This is a genomic window from Agromyces flavus, assembly GCF_900104685.1.
Taxonomy (GTDB): Bacteria; Actinomycetota; Actinomycetes; order Actinomycetales; family Microbacteriaceae; genus Agromyces; species Agromyces flavus.
In genome coordinates this window covers 3279089-3300237 of sequence record NZ_LT629755.1, presented here as the reverse complement: position 1 = coordinate 3300237, position 21149 = coordinate 3279089, and the positions used below count along the sequence as shown (strand labels likewise).

Annotated in this window: 20 protein-coding genes; 10 read left to right on the top strand and 10 right to left on the bottom strand. The window is 73.1% G+C overall.

Features of this window, described 5'->3' with window-relative positions; translation table 11 throughout:
* The first annotated feature begins 12 nt into the window (after window positions 1–12).
* Together BLT99_RS15615 and BLT99_RS15610 are read left to right on the top strand one after the other, a co-directional pair.
* A complete protein-coding gene (locus tag BLT99_RS15615) occupies window positions 13–1368 on the top strand; it encodes an erythromycin esterase family protein (protein WP_092674495.1) in 1356 nt (451 codons plus the stop codon).
* A 61-nt stretch (window positions 1369–1429) separates the two neighbouring features.
* Entirely contained in the window at window positions 1430–1987 is a 558-nt protein-coding gene (locus BLT99_RS15610) for an SAM-dependent methyltransferase (protein ID WP_092674493.1), read from the top strand.
* A gap of 28 nt (window positions 1988–2015) precedes the next feature.
* Here BLT99_RS15610 and BLT99_RS15605 read toward each other — a convergent pair whose 3' ends face one another.
* The 3 genes from BLT99_RS15605 to BLT99_RS15595 are packed head-to-tail and all read right to left on the bottom strand — an operon-like array spanning window position 2016 to window position 5119.
* Window positions 2016–2867: an ABC transporter permease gene (locus BLT99_RS15605; protein ID WP_092674490.1), complete on the bottom strand. Its 852-nt coding sequence runs from the start codon at window positions 2865–2867 to the stop codon at window positions 2016–2018.
* Window positions 2854–3819: an ABC transporter ATP-binding protein gene (locus tag BLT99_RS15600; RefSeq protein ID WP_229724542.1), complete on the bottom strand. Its 966-nt coding sequence runs from the start codon at window positions 3817–3819 to the stop codon at window positions 2854–2856. The genes BLT99_RS15605 and BLT99_RS15600 overlap by 14 nt, the downstream gene beginning before the upstream one ends.
* A 10-nt stretch (window positions 3820–3829) precedes the next feature.
* Window positions 3830–5119: a LolA family protein gene (locus BLT99_RS15595; protein WP_092674485.1), complete on the bottom strand. Its 1290-nt coding sequence runs from the start codon at window positions 5117–5119 to the stop codon at window positions 3830–3832.
* 159 nt (window positions 5120–5278) lie between these two features.
* Here BLT99_RS15595 and ggt point away from each other — a divergent pair, with 159 nt between their 5' ends.
* Window positions 5279–7159: a gamma-glutamyltransferase gene (ggt, locus tag BLT99_RS15590; RefSeq protein ID WP_092674482.1), complete on the top strand. Its 1881-nt coding sequence runs from the start codon at window positions 5279–5281 to the stop codon at window positions 7157–7159.
* A gap of 96 nt (window positions 7160–7255) precedes the next feature.
* Here ggt and fgd read toward each other — a convergent pair whose 3' ends face one another.
* The 4 genes from fgd to cofE are packed head-to-tail and all read right to left on the bottom strand — an operon-like array spanning window position 7256 to window position 11343.
* Complete coding sequence (gene fgd, locus BLT99_RS15585) at window positions 7256–8275, bottom strand: glucose-6-phosphate dehydrogenase (coenzyme-F420) (RefSeq protein ID WP_092674480.1); 1020 nt, start codon at window positions 8273–8275, stop codon at window positions 7256–7258.
* Window positions 8272–9486 (bottom strand): glycosyltransferase family protein, encoded by a 1215-nt coding sequence (locus BLT99_RS15580; RefSeq protein ID WP_092674477.1) that lies wholly within the window; start codon window positions 9484–9486, stop codon window positions 8272–8274. Before BLT99_RS15580 ends, fgd begins: the two co-directional genes overlap by 4 nt.
* Window positions 9483–10481, bottom strand: a complete 999-nt coding sequence (locus BLT99_RS15575; protein WP_268238574.1) for a TIGR03557 family F420-dependent LLM class oxidoreductase — start codon at window positions 10479–10481, stop codon at window positions 9483–9485. The genes BLT99_RS15580 and BLT99_RS15575 overlap by 4 nt, the downstream gene beginning before the upstream one ends.
* Window positions 10482–10527: 46 nt before the next feature.
* Window positions 10528–11343 (bottom strand): coenzyme F420-0:L-glutamate ligase, encoded by an 816-nt coding sequence (gene cofE, locus BLT99_RS15570; protein ID WP_092674476.1) that lies wholly within the window; start codon window positions 11341–11343, stop codon window positions 10528–10530.
* A gap of 83 nt (window positions 11344–11426) precedes the next feature.
* On the opposite strand from cofE, the gene BLT99_RS15565 reads away from it, so the two are divergent.
* From BLT99_RS15565 to BLT99_RS15545, 5 genes are all read left to right on the top strand, one after another.
* The gene (locus BLT99_RS15565; protein ID WP_092674474.1) at window positions 11427–11954 is read left to right on the top strand and encodes a DUF6328 family protein; all 528 of its coding nucleotides are present in this window, start codon (window positions 11427–11429) and stop codon (window positions 11952–11954) included.
* Window positions 11955–12061: 107 nt separating this feature from the next.
* Window positions 12062–13582: a cell wall-binding repeat-containing protein gene (locus BLT99_RS15560; RefSeq protein WP_092674472.1), complete on the top strand. Its 1521-nt coding sequence runs from the start codon at window positions 12062–12064 to the stop codon at window positions 13580–13582.
* A gap of 77 nt (window positions 13583–13659) precedes the next feature.
* Complete coding sequence (locus BLT99_RS15555) at window positions 13660–14499, top strand: exodeoxyribonuclease III (RefSeq protein ID WP_092674469.1); 840 nt, start codon at window positions 13660–13662, stop codon at window positions 14497–14499.
* 56 nt (window positions 14500–14555) lie between these two features.
* Complete coding sequence (locus BLT99_RS15550; protein ID WP_092674467.1) at window positions 14556–15926, top strand: serine/threonine-protein kinase; 1371 nt, start codon at window positions 14556–14558, stop codon at window positions 15924–15926.
* The gene (locus tag BLT99_RS15545) at window positions 15923–16372 is read left to right on the top strand and encodes a hypothetical protein (RefSeq protein WP_092674465.1); all 450 of its coding nucleotides are present in this window, start codon (window positions 15923–15925) and stop codon (window positions 16370–16372) included. The genes BLT99_RS15550 and BLT99_RS15545 overlap by 4 nt, the downstream gene beginning before the upstream one ends.
* A 15-nt stretch (window positions 16373–16387) precedes the next feature.
* Here the strand turns inward: BLT99_RS15545 and BLT99_RS15540 are convergent, their stop codons facing one another.
* Window positions 16388–17224 (bottom strand): SDR family NAD(P)-dependent oxidoreductase, encoded by an 837-nt coding sequence (locus tag BLT99_RS15540; RefSeq protein ID WP_092674462.1) that lies wholly within the window; start codon window positions 17222–17224, stop codon window positions 16388–16390.
* Between the two features lie 72 nt (window positions 17225–17296).
* On the opposite strand from BLT99_RS15540, the gene BLT99_RS15535 reads away from it, so the two are divergent.
* A complete protein-coding gene (locus tag BLT99_RS15535; RefSeq protein WP_092674460.1) occupies window positions 17297–18475 on the top strand; it encodes an acyltransferase family protein in 1179 nt (392 codons plus the stop codon).
* Between the two features lie 48 nt (window positions 18476–18523).
* Window positions 18524–18994 (top strand): GNAT family N-acetyltransferase, encoded by a 471-nt coding sequence (locus tag BLT99_RS15530; protein WP_092674457.1) that lies wholly within the window; start codon window positions 18524–18526, stop codon window positions 18992–18994.
* 3 nt (window positions 18995–18997) lie between these two features.
* Here BLT99_RS15530 and BLT99_RS15525 read toward each other — a convergent pair whose 3' ends face one another.
* On the bottom strand, window positions 18998–20656 hold the full coding sequence (locus tag BLT99_RS15525) for a DUF5671 domain-containing protein (protein ID WP_229724545.1): 1659 nt from the start codon (window positions 20654–20656) through the stop codon (window positions 18998–19000).
* Window positions 20656–21129 (bottom strand): hypothetical protein, encoded by a 474-nt coding sequence (locus tag BLT99_RS15520; RefSeq protein ID WP_092674455.1) that lies wholly within the window; start codon window positions 21127–21129, stop codon window positions 20656–20658. The genes BLT99_RS15525 and BLT99_RS15520 overlap by 1 nt, the downstream gene beginning before the upstream one ends.
* Window positions 21130–21149 lie beyond the last annotated feature (20 nt).

Here is a 21149-nt window from a genome sequence, read left to right as displayed (position 1 = left end):
CGCGGAGGTTCCATGGACGACGCGCAGGTCCGACGGCTCAGGCGGTACGCCTCGCCGCTCGCCACCCTCGATCCCGACGAACTCGACGGCTCCGACCTCGACGCGATCGCCGGACTGGTCGGAGACGCGCGTGCCGTGTTCCTCGGCGAGAGCATGCATCGCGTGCACGAGTTCCTCGACGTGCGTCACCGCATCACGCGGTTCCTGGTGGAACGGCTCGGCTTCACTGCCGTCGTCGCGGAGTCGGGGTTCGCGGAGGGTCGGCTCGTGGACGACTGGATCATGGGTCGCAGCGCGACACCGCCGCGCGACGTGCTGCAACGCGGCGTGACCTACCATCACGGGAAGTCGCAAGAGATGCTCGACCAGCTCGCCTGGATGCGGCGGCGCAACCTCCGGGCCACCCGTCCCGTGCGCTTCTTCGGCATGGACCTGCCCGCGTCGGCCGCGACGGCGCGGCCCGCGGTCGTCGCGGCCCTGGACGCGCTCGACCGGTACGACCCCGAGTACGCCGCGCGGGTCCGCGCGCATCTCCTGCCGATGTTCGACCACCTCCCGCCCGACGACGGCGGGCTCGCGTGGGCCGCCGTCGCGATCGCCTCGTACCTCGCGCTCGAGCCCGATGCGCGCCATCCGCTCACGGCGGCGATCGGCGAGCTCGCCGAGCGGATCGCCGCGCGTCGTCCGGCAATCCTCGATCGTGCGGAGGCCGACGGCGATCCCGATGCCTTCGAGGTCGTCGACTTCGCCGTCCAGTGCGCCGTGGTGGCGCGTCACGCCGACGCGTTCCTCGCCGCCATGGTCGACGCCCCGGGCCGCCGGTACCCGCCCGCGAACGTGCGCGACCTCGCGATGGCCGAGAGCGTCCGGTGGGTGCTCGGTCGGCACGACCGGATCGTGGTCCTCGCGGCGAACGGCCATGTCCAGCGCTCCCCCTTCCACGCGCCGCCGCTCGTGCCCGAGCCGCAGCCGACGCTCGGACAGCACCTGGCGCGCGAGCTTCGCGGCCGCTCCGTCGTGATCGGCACGACGTACGGCGGTGGCGCGACGTGGCTGCACCGACCGCGACCCGATGACGCGCCGGGCCACTCGACCCCCTTCGTCGACGACCTCCCCGAGCCCGCTCCCGAGAGTCTCGACGCGATGCTCGCCGAGGCGACGCGCGATCCCGACGAATGCCTCCTCGTGGATCTCCGTGGCGTCCGGGGCGACCCGATCCTCGCGCCGCGACTCGCCGCCACGAGCGGCACCGCGCACGGTCCGCACCTCCTCACCTCCGACCCGGCTTCGGCGTTCGACGCCGTCGTGCACGTCGGCCGGGTCTCGCCGTGGCACACGTGGATCGACGAGCGCGGGTTGACCCCCTGACGTGATCAGGCGGACGCTCGGCTCCTGCGAGCCAACCCCCGCGTCTGCCATCCTCGGAAGCATGGCGATGCCGACGGTGCCCGACCGCGTGCGCTGGGCGGTCGGCGTGCTCGATCCGCGACCCGGCGAGCGCGTGCTCGACATCGGGTCGGGCACGGGCGCGTCGGTCGACGTGGTGCTCGCGGCGGTCGGGGCGACGGATGCCGCGGGGCGGCCGTGCATCGTCGCGATCGACCGGTCGGCGGAAGCGGTGTCGAGGATCGAGGCGCGCGTCCGTCGCGCCGTCGACTCGGGCGACATCCGGGTGATGCGCGGCGCGCTCGCCGACCTCGATCCCGCGTACGGTCCGTTCGATGCCGCCTTCTGCGTGAACGTCAACGTGTTCTGGACCTCGGCTGCGGTGCCGGAGCTCCGCGCGCTCGCGCACGCGCTGCGCCCGGGTGCGCGCCTGCTCGTCGCGTACGGGATCGGCCCCGTGCCGCTCGCGGACGCCGGGCACCTCGACGGAGTCGCGGCCGCGATGCGCGCGACCCCGTGGTTCGCGGTCCGCGACCGGCTCGAGGCCGAGCACGGTTCGGGCATCCTCGCCGAGCGCACGCACGTCGACGCCGGCGGCTGACGCGTGGATGGCGCGGGCGCGCCATCCACTACGACAGGATGTCGCTCGTCGCGAAGCGCCAGGCCGCCGCACCGCCGAACACCGCCAGGTAGGCCGCCTGCACGAGCGCGTTGTCGACGAACGGGCCCCAGGCGGGCGGCGAGCGCAGGAACGCGTCGAAGTCGAACCAGCGGTCGGTGAACAGCCACGGGTGCAGCCACTCGAGCTGCGGGATGGCTCCGGCGATCTGCGTGGCGACGGCGAGGATCGCGGTCGCGGCCATGGCGCCGACCGGCACGACGGTCAGCGTCGAGGCGAACAGCCCGATCGCGCTGAGGCCGAGCATCGACACGGCCACGTACGCGCCGATCGCGAGGACGCGCAGGAGCCCTTCGCCGACCGACACCTGACCGCCCGAGAGGAGCGTCACCGGCCCGATCGGGAACAGCACCCATCCGACCAGCGTGCCGACGAGTACGAGGGTGAGCGCGCCCGCGAGGCAGAAGGCGGCGACGACGAGGTACTTCACGAGGAGCAGCCGCATGCGTCCGGCCGGCGCGATGAGGAGGTAGCGGAGGGTGCCCAGGCTCGCATCGCCGGCGATCGCATCCCCCGCGACCACCGAGATCGTGAGCGGGAGGAACAGCGGCGTCGCGACGACGAGCGCCGTGAGGCTGACGAAGAGGCCGTTGCCCGCGATCTGGTCGAGGAACGCCGGGCCGCGGCCGGGGGAGGCGCCGCCCGCGACCCGGATCGCGATGCCGATGAGGATCGGGATGAGCGCGAGCGCGGCGAGCATCGCCCACGTGCGCCACCGACGGAAGAGGGTGAGCAGCTCGGAGGCGAGGAGGGAGGGGCCGACCGCACGGCGGGCGCGGCCCGCCCGCTCACCCGACGACATCGAAGCCCTCCCCCGTCAGCTCGACGAATCGCTGCTCGAGGCTCTCGCGGCGCACCGCGAACCCGCGAACCCGCACGCCGTCGCCGACGAGGGCCGCAACGATCGCGTCAGGCTCGGGCGACGAGTCCCCGAGGACGGCAGAGACCGTGCCGTCCTCGCCCGCGTCGGCCGGATCCCACGTCCCCGCGGCATCCGTCACGAGACCCAACCGGGCGAGCACCGCACGCGCGCGTCCGGAATCGGGCGTCAGCACCTCGACGCGCGACTCCCCCGAGCGCCGGAACTCCTCGAGCGTGCCCTGCGCGACGAGCCGCCCCGCGCTCATCACCCCGACGTGCGTGCACAGCTGCTCGACCTCGGCCAGCAGGTGGCTCGACACGAAGACGGTCGTCCCGTCTGCGGCGAACGAGCGGATGAGCGAGCGCACCTCGCGCGTGCCCTGCGGGTCGAGCCCGTTCGTCGGCTCGTCGAGCACGAGCAGGTCGCGCGGCATGAGGAGGGCGTTGGCGAGCCCCAGCCGCTGCTTCATGCCGAGCGAGTAGGCCCCGGCCTTCTTGCGCGCGGCGTGGGCGAGGCCGACCCGATCGAGCGCCTCGGCCACGCGCGCGCCGCGTGTCGTGGGAGCGGCATGGCGATCGGCCGCATCGAAGCGCCGCAGGTTCGACGCGCCAGAGAGGAACGGCGCGAACGCCGGGCCCTCGACGAGCGCGCCGACGCGCGGCAGGACCGCGTCGAGGTGCCTCGGCATCTCGGAGCCGAGCACGCGCGCCGAGCCATCCGTCGCCCGAACCAGGCCCAGCAGCATGCGGATGGTCGTCGTCTTGCCGGAGCCGTTGGGCCCGAGGAACCCGTAGACCGCGCCCTGCGGCACCGCGAGATCGATGCCGTCGACCGCGGCCTGCGCGCCGAAGCGCTTGGTGAGCCCGTTCGTCTGGATCGCGAGGTCGCTCACCGGCGGCCCGTCAGCGACCCGACCCGGCGGCGACCTCGACGAGCGTGTCGACGGGAACCGATCCCGCCAGGACGCGGCCGTCATCGGTGAACAGCACCGAGACCAGCGACGTCTGCAGCGCCCGTCCGCCGTCGACCGGCGTGGTCAGGGCCTCGAGCGCGGCGGATGCCTCGGCGAGCGCGTCGCCGGACGGTCCGTCGCCGGCGCCGTCGGCTGCGTCGTGCGCGGCCATCGCCGCCGTGGCATCCAGCTCGACGACCGTCGTCCATCCCTCGCCGTGCACCAGGGGGTGCGGCACGTCGGGGGCGACCCCATCGTCGCCCTCGGCGTGCGCCTCGGCGTCGGCCTTCCACTGCGCGAGCTCGTCGGCCGTGGGGATGGGCAGCTCGGTCTCCGTCACGGCCATGTCGCCCGCCGGCTCGAAGGCGAAGACCGACGGATCGGGCGCCGAGAAGTCGACCTCGGTGAAGCCGATCGAGAAGGCCGGATCGGAGGCACCCCGCGCGGTGATCGACGCGGACAGGGCGGCGCCGTTCTCGCCGTCGATGGCGAACCGCACCTCGCCCACGAGGGTGTCGCCGGTGCGGGGCGCGAGCACGAGCTCGTACGCCTCACGACCGGCGACGCGCCCGTCGGTCCCGACGGAGACGTCAGTGGTCTCGTCGAGCCGATCGAGCGCGCGGTCGAGCAGCTGCTGGGGGGACGGCAGCTGCTCGCCGTCTGGAAGCTGTGCCTCGAGCTCGGCCTTCGACTCCTCGGCGAGTCGCTCGGCCTCGGCCTCGAGCTGCTCGAGGTCGGTGCCCTCGGGCGCGGTCAGCCGGGTCGCGGTGTTCGTCTCCGAATCGACGAACCACGCGTCATCGGGGCCGAGGTAGACGTTCCGCTCGGCCATCCGGTCGAGCACCTGCAGGCGCGCGTGGTTCTCGTCGAGGTACACGTTCGCGTCGTAGCTGCCGGTCGCGAGCGAGAGGAGGTCGTCGAGGCCCGCGGCGGTCGCGCCATCCGTGCCGCCCTCGCTCGGGCCGCCCTCGCCGGGGCTGCCGCCCGGGCCGTCGCCGACGATGCCACCGAGGTCGGGCAGTCCCAGCTCGGACCGCTGGGCGATCGTGCCGGACAGCGCCTCGACATCGCTCGAACGCGCGAACGCGATGAGCTCTTCGACGCTCTTGTCGGGCAGGTCGACCGAGGCCGTCGCCTGCATCGGCACGAGCACCGCCGCCGCGATGGCGACGGGCACGCCGACGGCGGGGATCACGACGCTCGGACGGAGGCGATTCGGCCCGGCGGTGCGTGGGCTCATGTGCTCAGGCTACGCCCGCGACCGGATGCCGCGGACGTTCCGAGGCGAACCCACAGGATGGCGGGCCCGGCGTCGCGACCCGCCACGAAGGCGTTGCCGCGCGTCGGCCGTGGGTCTAGGGTGCGGAGCATTCGCTGTCACCAGTTCGGGGGTACTGTCATGGCCGAAGTCGTCCGCCACCGCCGCCGCTCCGCGCTCCGCGGATCGGCCCTCGCCGTCACCGCGATCGTCGCGCTCGGGGGCGTCGCCCTCGGCGCACCCGCGACCGCCGCGCCGTCGCCCGCCTCCAGCGTCGCGACGGGCCGGCCGGCCCCGCCCGCGCCGTCGACGTCGACCGGATACGGCGGTGCCGTGTCATCCGTCGACGCCGAGGCCAGCCGCATCGGACTCGAGGTGCTGCGCAAGGGCGGCAACGCGGCCGACGCCGCCGTCGCCACGGCCGCCGCGCTCGGCGTCACCGAGCCGTACAGCGCCGGCATCGGCGGCGGCGGGTACTTCGTGTACTTCGACGCCGAGTCGGGCGAGGTCACGACGATCGACGGCCGCGAGACCGCGCCCGCGGAGATGCCGAGCGACGCCTTCGTCATTCCCGGAAGCGTGGACGACGCCCACCCGTTCGGCGTCGGATACGCCTTCAACGACGCGGTGTCATCCGGCCTGTCGGTCGGCGTGCCCGGAACCCTCGCGACGTGGGAGACCGCGCTCGACGAGTTCGGCACCCGATCGCTGAAGGACGCGCTGAAGCCGGCGATCAACCTGGCGACGAAGGGCTTCGTGGTCGACCAGACCTTCCGCAACCAGACGCTCGACCAGCAGGCCCGGTTCGCCCAGTTCCCGGAGACCGCGGAGCTGTTCCTGCCAGACGGCGACGCGCCGGAGGTCGGCTCGGTCTTCAAGAACCTCGACCTGGCGGCCACGCTCCGGCAGATCGCGCTGCGGGGCACCGACGTCTTCTACGACGGCCCGATCGCCGACGAGATCGCCGCGATCGTCCAGCACCCCGACACGAGCCCGACGGCGACGCTTCCCGCCTACCCCGGATTCATGACGGACGAGGATCTCGCCGACTACGAGGTCATCCTCCGGGATCCGACGCACGTCGACTACCGAGGCCTCGACGTGTACGGCATGGCGCCGTCGTCCTCCGGCGGCACGACCGTCGGCGAGTCGCTGAACATCCTCGAGAACTTCGATCTCTCCGCCGATGACCCCATTCAGGCGCTGCACCTCTACTTCGAGGCGACCGCGCTCGCATTCGCCGACCGCGGCGCGTACGTCGGCGATCCGGCGTTCGTCGACGTCCCGACCGAGACGCTCCGGAGCCAGGAGTTCGCCGACGCCCGCGCCTGCGAGATCGATCCCGACCAGGCGGCGGTGAAGCCCGTGCCGGCGGGTGACCTCGCAGCGACCGGATGCGAGACGGTGGCCGCCGTGGCGCCCGCCGACCGGGGCCTCTCCACCACGCATCTGTCGGTCGTCGACCGGTGGGGGAACGCGGTCGCCTACACGCTGACGATCGAGCAGACCGGCGGATCGGGCATGACCGTGCCCGACCGGGGGTTCCTCCTGAACAACGAGCTGACCGACTTCAGCTTCCTCCCGAACCCGGCCGACCCGAACATCGTCGAGCCCGGCAAGCGTCCGCGCTCGTCGATGTCGCCCACGATCGTGCTCGACGGCGGTGACGTGCGGTACGTGCTCGGCTCGCCGGGCGGATCGACCATCATCACGACGGTCGTCCAGATCCTTCTGAACCGGATCGACCTCGGGATGACGCTGCCAGAAGCGGTCGCCGCGCCGCGCGCGGCCCAGCGGAACACCACGACGGTGCAGGCTGAGGCGGCGTTCCGCGCCGCGTACGAGTCGCAGCTCACCCCGTACGGCCACGTCTTCAGCGACCCGCCGACGCCGATCGCGTCCCCGCCCGAGATCGGTGCCGCGGCCGCGATCGAGGTCGACGCCGACGGGCTGATGACGGCGGTCGCCGAGCCGGTGCGCCGCGGCGGCGGCACGGGGCTGGTGCTCGAACCCGCCGACTGACGGCGCGCAGCCGACCCTGCCAGCAGTCCACCACGTCCGGCGTCGAGCCAGGCGTGGTGGACTGCTGAGCAGTCGGGGGCGGTTCGGCTGATTCGGTCAGGCCGCGGCGCGGATGCGCGGCGCCAGGTCGCGCTCGAACAGCTCGAGGAAACGGCGCTGGTCGTGTCCCGGCGCGTGGAAGACGAGGTGGTTGAAGCCCCAGTCCACGTACTGGATGATGTCGTCCACGACTTCGTCCGGGTCGGACCCCACGATCCAGCGGCCCGCGATCTCCTCGATCGGCAGCGCGTCGGCGGCCTGCTCCATCTCGACGGGGTCGGTGATGTCGTGCTTCTGCTCCTTCGAGAGCGACAGCGGCGACCAGAAGCGGCAGTTGTCGAGCGCGTCGCCGTGCGACTCCTCGTACGACAGCTTGATCTCGATCATCCGGTCGATGCCGTCGTACTCCCGACCTCCCGCCTCAGCGCCCTCCTTGACCGCCGGGATGAGCTGGTCCACGTAGAGCTCCGATCCCTTGCCCGACGTGCAGATGAAGCCGTCGCCCGCACGCCCCGCGTACTTCGCCACGGTCGGCCCGCCCGCCGCGATGTAGACGGGCACGCCGCCCTCGGGCTTGTCGTAGATCGATGCGTCGTGCGTCGAGTAGTACTCGCCCTCGAAGTTCACGCGTTCGCCGTTCCAGAGCGTGCGCATGAGCCGCACCGACTCGCGGAGCCGTGCGAACCGCTCGCGGAACTCGGGCCAGTCCTGCTCGCCGGCGCCGCGGAAGCCGGTCGCGATCTCGTTGAGCGCCTCACCCGTGCCGAAGCCCGCGATGACGCGATCGGGGTACATCACGCCGAGCGACGCGAACGCCTGCGCGAGCACCGCCGGGTTGTACCGGAACGTCGGCGTCATGACGCTCGTGCCGATCTTCACGTTCGACGTGCGCTCGCCCACCGCGGCCATCCACGTGAGCGAGAACGGCGCGTGTCCGCCCGTGTGCCGCCACGGCTGGAAGTGGTCGCTCGTCCACACCGACTCCATGCCGTGCGCCTCGGCCGCGACGGCGATCTCGACGAGCTCGCGCGGATCGAACTGCTCGGCGCTGGCCTTGTATCCGAGGGTGAGCGTCATGAGGCGGCCTTCCTGTCTGCGCCGTGCGGCGCGATCGATGGGTCGAGCGGATGCCGGGGGAGAGGCCCCTCGGCGAGGTCGGGCATGGCGCGCAGCACCGTGGACGTGCGCGCCCCCACCCCGAGCGCGACGGCCTCGCGCAGCTCGGCGGCGGTGTCGACGTCGCGGCGGAGTCCCGGACCGATCGACGCGGGGTGCTCGGCGGCGAGATCCGCGAAGCCGGCTGTGCGGTGGCGCGCCGCGGAGTCCTGCCCGAAGTGGGCGTCGAACGGCATTCCCGCGCGCGCGGTCGCGAGCGTGGTGCCGGTGCCCTCGGCGTCGGGCACGAAGGCGAGCGGATGTCGCGCCGCGACCTCGAGCGCGGCGTCGAGTTCGGTCGCCCGCACCGAGGGCATGTCGCCGAGGAGCACCGCGACCGCGGTCTCCGCCGCCTCGGCACCCGCGTCGGCACCGAGACGTCGCGGGTGGTCGGCCGCACCGTGCGTCCCCGGCCTCTCGGCATCCAGCGGGGCGCCGCCAGACGCCACGGCCGAATCGAGACGTCGCGGATGGTCGGCCGCACCCTGCATCCCCGACCCTTCGGCATCCAGCGCGGCGCCGCCGCCCGACCCGGCCGAATCGAGACGTCGCGGATGGTCGGCCGCACCGTGCATCCGCGACCCTTCGGCCAACAGCGGGGCGCCGCCAGACGCCACGGCCGAATCGAGACGTCCCACATGGTCGGCCGCACCGTGCATCCGCGACCTCTCGTCGGTCACGTCGAGCGGGCTGCGCCCACCGGCGGCGCGCGAGCCCGCCCGGGCGACCGCGATGCCACGCGCGATCGCGGCCGCGAGGCCGCGCGGGCCGACCTCGGGCACGACCTCGACCCCGGGCACCTCGCGGAGCTCGCGCTCGATGACGGGCTCGTCGGAGACGACGACCACGCGGCGCACCGAGCCGGCGGCGCGCGCCGCGTCCACGGTGTCGAGGGCGAACGCGCGCGCGAGTGCCGCGCGTTCGGCCGGGGAGTGCTCGGGCGCGAGCCGGGTCTTGGCAGCCGTCAGGGACTTCACGGGGATCACGATCGTCCACGCCGCGGCATCCGCTCGCCCGCTCTCGCTCGCGGCGGAGGAACTCGCGGCCTCGGGAGGAACGGATCGGGGCGCGGCTCCTCCCGGCCGCGCGGACCCCTCCCGCCCGTGCGGGAAGACCGAGGCCGCCGCGCTCATGCGCGCAGCCCCGGCAGCACGTCGCGCCCGAACACCTCGAGGAACCGCGCCTGGTCACGGCCCGCGTTGTGCAGGTAGATGCGCGTGAACCCGAGGTCGAGGTGGCGCTGCAGGTTCGCACGGTGCACGTCGGGGTCGGCCGAGACGACCATGCGACCCGCGAAGTCCTCGGGGCGCACCGTGCGCGTGAGCTGCTCGACCTCGAACGGCGAGCGGATGTCGCCGCGCGGGAACCGGAGCGCGCCGATCGGCCACTCGGCGAGCGCGTCGGCCATCGCCTCCTCGTCGGTCGGCGCCCAGGCGAGGTTGAGCTGCAGCACCCTCGGCATGCGGCTCGCATCGCGCCCGCCCTCGCGCGCACCCTCGGCGAAGCGCGCGAGCAGGGCGGCCAGGCGGTCGGCCGGCGCGTTCGTCGTGATGAGCCCGTCGGCGGTGCGCCCCGCCCGCCGGGCCGTCACCGGACCCTGCGTCGCGATGAGGATCTCGGGCGCCCGCTCGGGCATCGTCCAGAGCCGCGACGACTCGAGCTTGAAGAACTCCCCCGAATGCCGGATGTCGCGCCCCGCCGCCGACGCCGCGAACAGCTTGCGGATCACGTCGACCGCCTCGAACATGCGCGCGATGCGCTCGGCGGGCTCGGGCCAGTACGCGCCCGTGACGTGCTCGTTGATCGCCTCACCGGACCCGATGCCGAGCCAGTGCCGGCCAGGGTGCATGGCCGCGAGCGTCGCCGACGCCTGGGCGACGACGGCCGGATGCATCCGGAACGACGGCGTCGTGACGCCCGGGCCGAAGTCGCCCGTGGTCGCCTGCCCGATCGCCCCGAGCACGCTCCACACGAAGCCGGACTGGCCGTGCGAGGGCAGCCAGGGCTGGAAGTGGTCGCTCGCCATGGTGCCGCGGAACCCGTGCTGCTCGGCGAGCGCGGCGAGCGCGACCGCCTCGGCGGGCGGGAACCGCTCGAGCATGACGGCATAGCCGAGGTGGGGGCGCACGCTTCCATCCTGCCCCGATTCGGACGGCACCGCGGCGGGCGGGAGCTCAGGCGTCGCGCAGCACGCCCTCGGCCTGCGCCTCGTCGAAGCCGGCGCGGTATCCGTCGTCGTACGCCTCGTCGGCGCCCTGGCGGAACATGTCGCGGTCGGCGGGCCGCACGATGGAGCGCGCGCCGGGCAGGTCGAGGTCGCCGACGAAGCGCCCGAGTCCGCGCACGATCGCGACGGGTACGCCCGCGGCCTTGCCCTTCACGAGCTCGGCCGCGCTCGCGAGCTCGTCGGCCACGCACGGCATCGTCACGGCGAGCGGCTTGCCCGAGGCATCCGAGCGACCCCTCAGGTCGTCGAAGACGTGCACGCCCGCCGCGCCGATCGCGATGTCGGTCTGGCCCTCGCGCCAGGGCCGGCCCAGCGTGTCGGACAGGAGCACGCCGACCTGCGCGCCGGTGAGCGAGCGGATGCCGGTGGCGATCGCCCGTGCGGAGGCATCCGGGTCGATCGGCAGGAGCAGCACCGTGCCCTCGGGCGCGTTCGACGCGTCGACCCCGGCGGCCGCGCCGATGATGCCGAGGCGGTTCTCGACGATACGGGTCGGAACGCCGCCCGGATTGTCGCGCGTCGCGACGACGCGCACGGTCTCGTCGGTGATCGCCTGCTCGCGGTCGTCGGCCCGGACGACACGGCCCTCGGCCTTCGAGACGACCTTCGAGGTGATGACGAGGATGTCGCCGTCCTCGAGTGGCGAGGGCAGCGCCGCCGTGATGAGCGCGGCGAGGTCGGCGCCCGCCTCGATCTCGGGCAGGCCCTCGATGCCTTCGATGCTGTACCTCACGTCACCCCTCCGCTCGGTTCCTCCTGCCATCTTGGCAGGAGCTCGCATGCCGCACGCGGCGAGCCGGGCGCAAGGGCCTGCGACGAGCGGATGGCTGGGCGTAGCATCCACGCATGGCGAACGATCCCCGACCAGATCCCACGTCGATCGAGGACGACGGCGACGAGTATCGAGACGAGACGCCCGGCGAGCGGCTCGACCGGAAGTGGAACGACATCCTGCAGGAGCTCCGGGTCGTGATGACCGGCACGCAGCTCATCACGGGCTTCCTGCTCGCGGTCGCCTTCCAGCCGAAGTTCGCCGAGCTCGAGCAGCGCGAGGTCACGCTCTACCTCATCCTCGTGGTCCTGGCGACGATCTCGACCATGCTCGGCCTGGCCCCGGTCATCCTGCATCGCCAGCTCAGCGGTCAGAACCAGAAGGAGCGGGTCGTGCGGGTCGCGAATGCGCTGCTGCTCGCGCTCCTCGTGGTCGTCTCACTGACCTCGGCCGGGGTCGCCATGCTCATCTTCGACGTGACCGTCAGCCAGCAGGCCGGCTACACCGCGGGCGGAGTCGCGCTCGTCGTGCTGCTCGCCTTCTGGATCGTCGTGCCGCGGATCGGCAAGCGCGAACCGAGGGAGCGCCGCGCGGCCCGCTGAGCCCACTGGATCCGTTCACGGGACCGCTGGCGGAGAAGCGCCTCCGCATCCTACGATGTGGCGATCGGCCCGCCCGGGCCGGCCCCCACTACCCGAACGGACCCCCCATGGCCCCTGCGCCCATGGCCGGGCTGCGTCGTGCTTCCGTGCTCGTCGCCTCCCTGGCCCTCCTCGGCACCGGCATCGCACCGGCCCACGCCTCCGACCTGCCCTCCCCCGAGCTCACGCCGCGCCCGGCAGAGCTCGTCGATGCCGGCGACGACACCGGCCTGCGCGCGGCTCCCCGAGAAGGCACGCCCGCGTTCTACCTCGAGGGCGGCGCGGGCGGCGCGGATGCGGCCGACGGCGGCATCCGCACGTTCGCCGCCGAGGGTTCCTCGGATGGCACGGCCGCGACCGGGTCGATCAGCGGCCGGATCACGTACTGGGCGAACGGCGTCTCGCAGGGCGGCCTCGCGACCGGCGTCGCCGTGGCCGTCAAGTGGGACGACGTCGCAGGCGAGTGGGCCGGCTACACGAGCGCCGAAGCCGACGCCACGGGTGCCTACTCGCTCACCTCCCTGCCCGCGGGCGACTACGCGGTGCTCGCATACGACGACCTGGCCGGTTCGCCGCTCATCCCGGAGTTCTGGGAGGACGCGCAGCACATCTCCTGGGCGACCGTGACCACGCTCGCCGACGGGCAGGCGGTGACCGGCGTCGACGAGCAGCTCGAACCGCTCGTGAAGGACCGCATCGCGGGTGCCGATCGATACGAGACGGCGGTCCTCGCATCCCAGGCCGCCTTCGGCGAGGAGGTGCCCTGCGCCTTCGTCGCGACCGGCGCCAACTTCCCCGATGCGCTCAGCGCCGGCCCCGCGGCGGCGCACTGCGGCGGCCCCCTGCTGCTCGTGCCCGGCACGGTCATCCCGCCGGTCGTCCTCGCCGAGCTCAAGCGACTCTCGCCCGAGCGGATCGTCATCGCGGGCAGCGCCGCGGTGGTCTCGTCGGGCGTGGAGACGACCCTCAAGGGCATCGCGCCCGTGACGCGCTACGCGGGAACCGACCGCTACGACACCTCGCGCAGGATCGTCGCGGGCGAGTTCGGGACGGCGCCCGCCGCCTGGGTCGCGACAGGAGCCAACTTCCCCGACGCGCTGTCGGCGAGCGGCGCCGCGGCAGCGGCCGACATCCCCGTGCTCATCGTGCCCGGAATCGCGTCGACCCTCGATTCCGCCTCCGCCGGCGCGCTGACGAAGCTCGGTGCGAAGACGGTCGCCATCGCGGGCAGCGCCGCGGTGGTCTCGTCGGGCATCCAGGCGTCGATCGGGAAGCTGTCGACCGCGCCGCAGGTGCTCCGCCTGGCCGGCGCCGATCGGTACGCGACCGCGCTCGCGATCGTGAGATTCGTCTGGGACGGGCAGTCGTCGATCTACGGGTTCTCGGCGAGCGGCTCGAACTTCCCCGACGCGCTCGCCGGCGCTCCCGTGGCCGGATGGCTGTACGCGCCGCTCTACATCACCTCGGAGTACTGCACGAGCCTGGGCGTCCAGACGCAGGTGACCGAGCTCGGGATCGCGGAGTTCTTCGTCCTCGGCAAGTACCAGCCGCTGTACTACAACGGATGGCAGCCGTTCCGCTCCTGCTGAGCGGACCACGTACGACGGGCGCGTCTCCTGCGGGAGGCGCGCCCGTCGGCGTCCGCGGCCGACCCTAGGCTTGTCGCATGCGCATCGCCACCTGGAACGTCAACTCGATCCGCACCCGGTACGGCCGCGTCGTGGACTTCATGGTGCGAGAAGACGTCGACGTGCTCGCCATGCAGGAGATCAAGTGCACGGCCGAGCAGTTCCCGCACGACGCGTTCGAGGCCGCGGGATACGAGGTGGCCATCCACGGCCTGAGCCAGTGGAACGGCGTCGCGATCGCGAGCCGCGTGCCCATCTCCGACGTCGCGACGGAGTTCCCGGGGATGCCGGGATTCCTCAAGGGGCAGGAGGGCCCCGACCTGCCGAAGGAGGCGCGCGCGATCGGCGCGACGGTCGACGGCGTGCGCGTATGGAGCCTGTACGTGCCCAACGGCCGCTCGCTCGGCGATCCGCACTACACCTACAAGCTCGACTGGCTCGCGGCGCTCGCCGAGCACACGCGTGCCGAGACGACCGCGCACCCCGAGGTCCCGTTCGCGCTCATGGGCGACTTCAACATCGCGCCCCTCGACGAGGACAACGGCGACCCCGCCGTCGTCGAGGGCTTCTCCACCCACGTGTCGCAGCCCGAGCGGCAGGCGTTCTTCACGCTCGAGGATGCCGGCGTGACCGACGTCGTCCGCGCGTTGGTGCCGACGGGCTTCACCTACTGGGATTACAAGCAGCTCAAGTTCGTGCGCAACGAGGGCATGCGGATCGACTTCATCCTCGGCTCGGCGCCGTTCGCCGAGGCCGTGACCGCTGCGACGATCCACCGCAACGAGCGCAAGGGCGACGCGCCGAGCGATCACGTCCCGGTGCTCGTCGACCTCGAGCTCAGCCGGGTCGACGACGACCTGCCGATGATCTTCGGCTGACGCGTCCGCACGCAACCCCGTGGGCACGTTCAGGCTCACGGGCTACCCTGCCTCTGATGGACACCCCCACGGAACAGGTCCCCGGGGCCGCGTTCGACCCGCTGGTCGGGTCGGCGCTCGACGGTCGCTACCGGATCCAGGGCTTGATCGGACGCGGCGGCATGGCCGCCGTGTACCGCGCCGACGACCTGGCGCTCGGTCGACACGTCGCGGTGAAGGTCTTCAGCCCCGCGACCGAGGGCATCGACGACGTCGATCGCCGGCGATCGGAGACCGCGCTGCTCGCGAGCCTGACGCACCCCGCGCTCGTGACGCTGTACGACGCGGCGCGTGACGCCGAGAGCAACCGCGAGTTCCTGGTGATGGAGCTGGTCGAGGGCGAGGACCTCCGCGAGATCCTGCGACGCGGCGCCATCCCCCGGCGCGACGCCGCCCGCATGCTCGCCGACCTGGCCGAGGGGCTGCACGTCATCCACTCGCGGGGGATCGTCCACCGCGACGTGAAGCCGGCGAACGTGCTGCTGGCGCCGGCGCACCTGCCGACCCGGCGGTGGAACGCGAAGCTCGCCGACTTCGGCATCGCCCGGCTCCTCGACGAGTCGCGCCTGACGGCGACCGGTCGCATCATCGGCACGCCGGGCTACCTGAGCCCCGAGCAGGTCCGGGGCGAGCCGGTCGGCAGCTCGGCCGACGTGTACTCGCTCGGCCTGCTGCTGCTCGAGGCGCTCACGGGCGAGCAGCCCTTCCCCGGCCCCGCGCTCGAGTCGGCGAGCGCCCGACTCGTTCGGGATCCGGTGGTTCCCGCCGACCTCGGTCCGGAGTGGGTCGACCTGCTGACCGCGATGACCGCGCGCGATCCCGGAGACCGCCCGAGCGCGCTCGACATCGCCCTCGCCGCCCAGTCGCTCGAGGTCGGCCCCATGCACGCGACCTCGACGGGCGAGGGCCTCGACGGGGGCTCCGCCGGTGCCGGCATCGCCCATCCGCCGGCCCAGCACGACGAACACGACACGCGCATCATCGCGGCCGTCGGGGCGACCGGCGCGATCGAATCGCTGGTCGAGGACGCCACGGTGGCCGTCCCCGCGGCGGCCGTCGCACCACCGCTCGCGGACGACGACGACGCGACCGCCGCGACTCGGGTGCTGACCGTCGACACGTTGCCGGGTGAGCGACTGGGGGCGGCGGCCGAGCCCGCACCCGTCTCCGGGCGCCGCGCGGTGCGCCGGGCTCCGCGCTGGGTGATGCTCGGAATCGCCGCCGGACTCGCCCTGCTCGCGGGCCTCGTGCTCGTGCCCGCGCTCGCCGGCCTCGGCGGCGGCGGCGCCGAGCCCGAACAGACGCCGACGCCGGCACCGACGATGCCGAGCGTTCCGGGCGACCTCGGCCTGCACCTCGAGCAACTCGAGGAGGCGGTGACGCCATGACGAGCCGATTCCGTCGCGCGATCGCCGCGGCATCCGTGACCCTCGCCCTGGCCGGCGGGCTCGCCGGCTGCACGGCCGAGACCGACGATGCCGCGCAGCAGTCGCAGGACTATCGCGCCCAGGTCGCCGCGATCGCCGAGTACTCGGCGGCGGGCGAGTATGCGAACGCGCTCGCACGCCTCGACGAGCTCGAGGCCGAAGTCGTGGCCGACGCGGCCGACGGCACGCTCACGGGCGACCGCGAGGCGGCCATCGTCGAGGCGCTCGCGCTCGTGCGCAGCGACCTCGACGCCGCGATCGCCGCGGCCACGGTGCCCGCGCCGGCCCCCGAGGAGGGTGACGACGCCGACGACGCCGACGAGGACTCGTCGGGTCCCGGGAACAGCGGCGACAACGCCAACACGGGCAAAGGCGAGGACAAGGGCAAGGGCAAGGGCAAGGACTGACCTCGTCCGGGCGACTCAGTCCCGACCGCGGAACGCCTCCATCGACCGGTAGACCCCGAAGCCGTCGCCCACCACGCGGTCGAACACGCGGGTCGGCAGCAGCGCCCGCAGTGCGCGCGAGAGGCGCACTGAGGCGGGCAGCTCGACGAGCGGTCGCCCGTCGAGCATCGCGCGCCACACGCGATCGACGACGACCTCGGGCTCCAGCACGGGGGCCAGCAGCGGGCCGCGGGCGCCGTGGAACATGCCCGTCGAGACGTACGAGGGCGTCACCGTCGTCACGGTCACGTGCGCGTGCCCGGCCTGCCGCAGCTCGAGTCGCAGCGAGTCGCTCCAGCCGTTGAGCGCCGCCTTGGATGCCGCGTACACGGCCATGCGCGGGTTGGCGAGCGTCCCCGCGGCGCTGCCGATGTTGACCACCCGCGCGGGCCGGCCCGACGCGATCATGGCGGGCAGGAACTCGCGGGCCACGTACATGGGTGCGAGCGCGTTCACGAGCATCGTGGGCCGGACGTCGTCGCCCGCGTCGGTCTCCCAGAAGAACCGGTTGCCGCGGACGATCCCCGCGTTGTTGACGAGGATGTCCGGGTTCCCGACGTCGCGGCGCACCTTGTGCGCGGTCTTCGCGATCGCGCCGAGCTCCGACACGTCGACAGCGTACGACCGCACGTCCGTGCGTCCGCGGGACCGGCTGCCGAGCTCGTCGGCGGCCCGCGCGAGCGTGGGCGCGTCGCGATCCCAGAGCACCACCGAGGCGGCGCCCTCATCGACCGCGCGCTCCGCGTACATCCAGCCCATGCCGCCCGCCGCCCCGGTGATCAGGATGCGCGCGCCCCGCGCCGTTCTCGCCATGCCGACCATTCTCGCAAGCGTGAGGGGCCCTTCGCCCCGCGTCGACGCTCGGCGCACGCCTAGCCTGATCGCATGGTCGCGCACACGCCCGCGCTCGCGGGGTGGACCACCGATCGGAAGACGTACCTCGACAACCTCAAGGTGGTCCTGATCGCCGCCATCATCGCGATCCACGCGGTGCTGGGCTACGTCGGCTCAGACCAGTACTGGACGTACGCCGACGTGCAGGAGACGACGCTGCATCCCGTCACCGAAGCGGTGCTCGCCGTGGTGGTCGTGCCGTTCGGGCTGTTCATGATCGCACTCCTGTTCCTGGTCGCCGGCCTCCTCACCCCGTCGTCGCTCAGGCGGAAAGGCGGGCGACGATTCGTCGTCGACCGGCTGGTGCGCCTCGGCATCCCCTTCGCCGCCTTCACGTTCGTCCTGTGGCCGGCGACGACGTACGCGCTCTACCATGCGTTCGGCGCAGCACCCGGGTCCTTCTGGGACGAGTACCTCAGCGACGAGGGCGCCATCGACACGGGGCACCTGTGGTTCCTCGGCGTCCTGCTGATCTTCTCGCTCGGCTACGCGGGGCTGCGGGCACTGCTCGGGGGGACGCGCCGGGACGCCGCGGAGACCACGCCGCGCACGCCCCGAGCCATCCGCCTCGCACACCTCGGCGGGCTCGCCGCCGCGGTCGCCGGCGTCACGTTCCTGGTCCGCCTCGCATTCCCGTACGGCAGCGAATCCGCCACCGACCTCAACCTCTGGGAGTGGCCCGGATGCGTCGCCCTGTTCGGCCTCGGGATCGTCGCCTGCGATCGCGACTGGACCACCCGGGTCCCATCCCGGCTCGTGCGCGGATCGGGCATCATCACGATCGTCGCCGCGATCACCGCCGCCGGGTTCCTGTTCCTCGTGATGCAGCTCGGTTCGACCGACCTCATGTGGGGCGGATGGACGTGGCCGGCGATCACGCTCGACGTCATCGAGAGCGCGCTCATGGTGTTCGGCTCCGTGTGGCTGCTCGGCACGTCGCAGCGCCATCTCGCCCGCCCGCTCCCCGCCGGCGCGGCCCTGGGGCGCAGCGCGTACGGCGCGTTCCTCCTGCAGGGCTTCGTGCTCATCGGCCTGGCCCTCGCCCTGCGGTGGCTGTCCCTGCCCGCCGAGCTGAAGGCGCTCGTCGTGGCGGCCGGCGGCGTCGCGGGTTCGTTCGCCCTCGCGTGGCTGCTCGTCAGCCGGGTGCGGTGGCTCTCGCGCATCATCTAGTGCGGGGCGGATGGCGCAGCCCGCGTCCGACCGGGCAGAATCCGAGGCATGAGCGAACCCGACGTGCGCCTGGTCCGGATGTCCGATGCCGAGGTGGAGGCCTGGCTGCCCATCGCCATGGCCCACTACGAGGAGGCCCGGAGGGAGGCGGGCGACACACCCGAACAGGCGGCCGCCGGGCGGCGCGCCTCCGAGGAGCGCTTCTTCCCCGACGGCCGGATCGTGGACGGGCAGTTGCTGCACGCGATCCGGATCGGCGACGAGGACGCCGGGTGGCTGTGGGTCGGTCCGTGGGATGACTCGGGGTCGGTCTGGTGGGTCTGGGACCTCATGGTGCACCCGGGCTACCGGCGTCGCGGCGTCGCGCGCCGCGCGATGCTCGCGGCCGAGGAGATCGCACGCGAGCACGGCGCGGTCACGCTCATGCTCAACGTGTTCGCCGACAACGAGGCCGCGGTCGCGCTCTACGACGCGCTCGGGTTCCGGGCGGCGTCGCTGCACATGGCCAAGCCGCTCTGAGCGTCAGTCCGACAACGGCAGCGCCTCGACGCGATCGCCCGGACCTGCGAGCAGGAGCACGCGACGCGCGGAGACGCCCTCGAGCGCCGCGATGAGGGCCGCGGCATCCGGTGTCGTCTCGGGCACGTCGAGGGCGCGTCGCCACACCGTGACGGAGGCGCCGGTCGCCTCGGCGATGCCGCGTTCGAGCGCATCGGTGTCGCCCGCGGCGACGAGGATGACGCGGGCGATGCGGCGGGCATGTGCCAGGCCCTGCGCGGCGATCTCGGCGCGATCGCGACGCCAGACCGCGAAGTGGTAGCCGAACACCAGCGCGGTCGCGACGAGGACGCCGAGCGGCGCCCGGATCCGGTCGACGAGGCTCGCCGCTGCGGCCGGTTCGAGCACGAACTCGAAGAGCCGGTAGCCGATGACGAGCAGGGCGACGAGCGCGACGATCGCGCTGACCCCGAAGACGACGACGAGGTAGACGCGGCGACCGGCGTCGGCGACCTCCGCCGGGTCGGGATGGCGCAGCGGCCGCCAGTTCAGCCACCAGACCGGTGCGCCGACGATGAGCGCGCTCAGGCCGCTGAGCAGGAGCGTTCGGTTGTCGGACCCCGCGAGGGGTGAGACGAGCTCGGCGAGCGTGGCGTTGAGCACCACGCCGATCCCCGAGGCCGTGGCGATCAGGCCGACCCCCGACATCACGAGCCGGACGGCGCGCTGGACCCGGTCGCCGCGGTCGACGGCCACGGTGCGGTGATGCTGCCATGCGAGCCCTCCGACGACCGCGGCGGCGATCGCGGTGCCCAGCGGGGCGAGCACCAGGCTGGCGGGATCGCCCGGGTCGAAGGCCAGCCGAAGCAGGACGAACAGTGCCACGGCGATGCCGGTGAGCATCGTCGCGGCGGTGGCGAGCACGCCGACCACGACGAGTCCCACGTCGGCGAAGCCCGTGCGCAGCCGGCGGACGTCGTCCCGGAACCAGTGCCAGGCCCAGATCGTCGCGCCGACCACCAGGGTGACGATCGCGGTCACGGGCGCCCGCCACCACGAGCCTCCGGCGATCTCGATCGCTGCGAGCCCCCGGATCGCCTCGTCGAGCAGGCCGCCGAGCGCGCCGATGCCGCCGATGAGCGCGACGACCAGCCCGTACGCGGCGGCGATCACGAGCGGGACCGTCGTCATGCGCAACGGCTGACTCCGGGTGCGCCGCAGCATCCATCGGTGCCAGGTCCAGACGAGCGCCCAGGTCACGGTCGTCGCGGCCGCGACCGGATCCCAACGGCCGTGGATCGCGGCGTCCGCTGCAGTGAGGAGCGCCGACACGGCCACCGCGAGCGAAACCACGTAGAGGACCGTGAGATACAGCCCCCAGGCCAGCGAGCCGCGCTCGGTGTCATCGCCCAGTCGCCGCTGGACCGACCACCACAGCAGGGCGGCGAGCGGACCGCCGATGAGCGTGAACGCGAGCGAGAGCGCCAGGTCGCCCGCGCCGCGCGACGCGATCGGCGCCGTGGACTCGAGCAGGCGCCCGAGCAGGCCGGCGACGCCGATCGCGGCGATGACGACGAGCACCGCCAGGAGCGTGTAGACGATCAGACGACGCACCGTGCCCTGCGCCCTCCCGCTCGACTCGGGCGGGCGGACCTCCTCCTCGGGGGGCGTCGCGTCGGACATCACGGCATCTCCGGCTGGCAGATCGTGAGCGGCCACGGGGCGGTCTCGATGCGCCATTCGTCGCCCTCGCGGACGAGGTCGAACTCGCCCTCCTCCTGCGACTCGTCGGGACCGAGCGGCCCGCCGCCGCCGTAGGAGATCGCCATGAGCACGCGCACGTCGGCCGACTCGTCGCGTTCCTCGGTCTCGACGAGCGTGACCCGCATCCCGTCGACCGGCGGGCCCTCGAGGCGCACGCACCCCTCGGCGAGCTCGTCGACGAGGTACTCCTTCGCCGTCTCCTCGTCGCCGTCGATCACCGCCGCCGAGTAGCGCTGCACGACGCCCTCGGGGGTCGACTCGTCGAGCGACTGCGGTTCGCCGCGCGTGAAGACGACGACCAGCGCGATGATCACGAGTGCCGCGATCACCCCGACGATGATGAGGAGCGTGCGATCGGGCCGGGCGGGGGGCCGGGCCGGGGAGGCGTCCATCCCCGAATCATGGCGTGTAC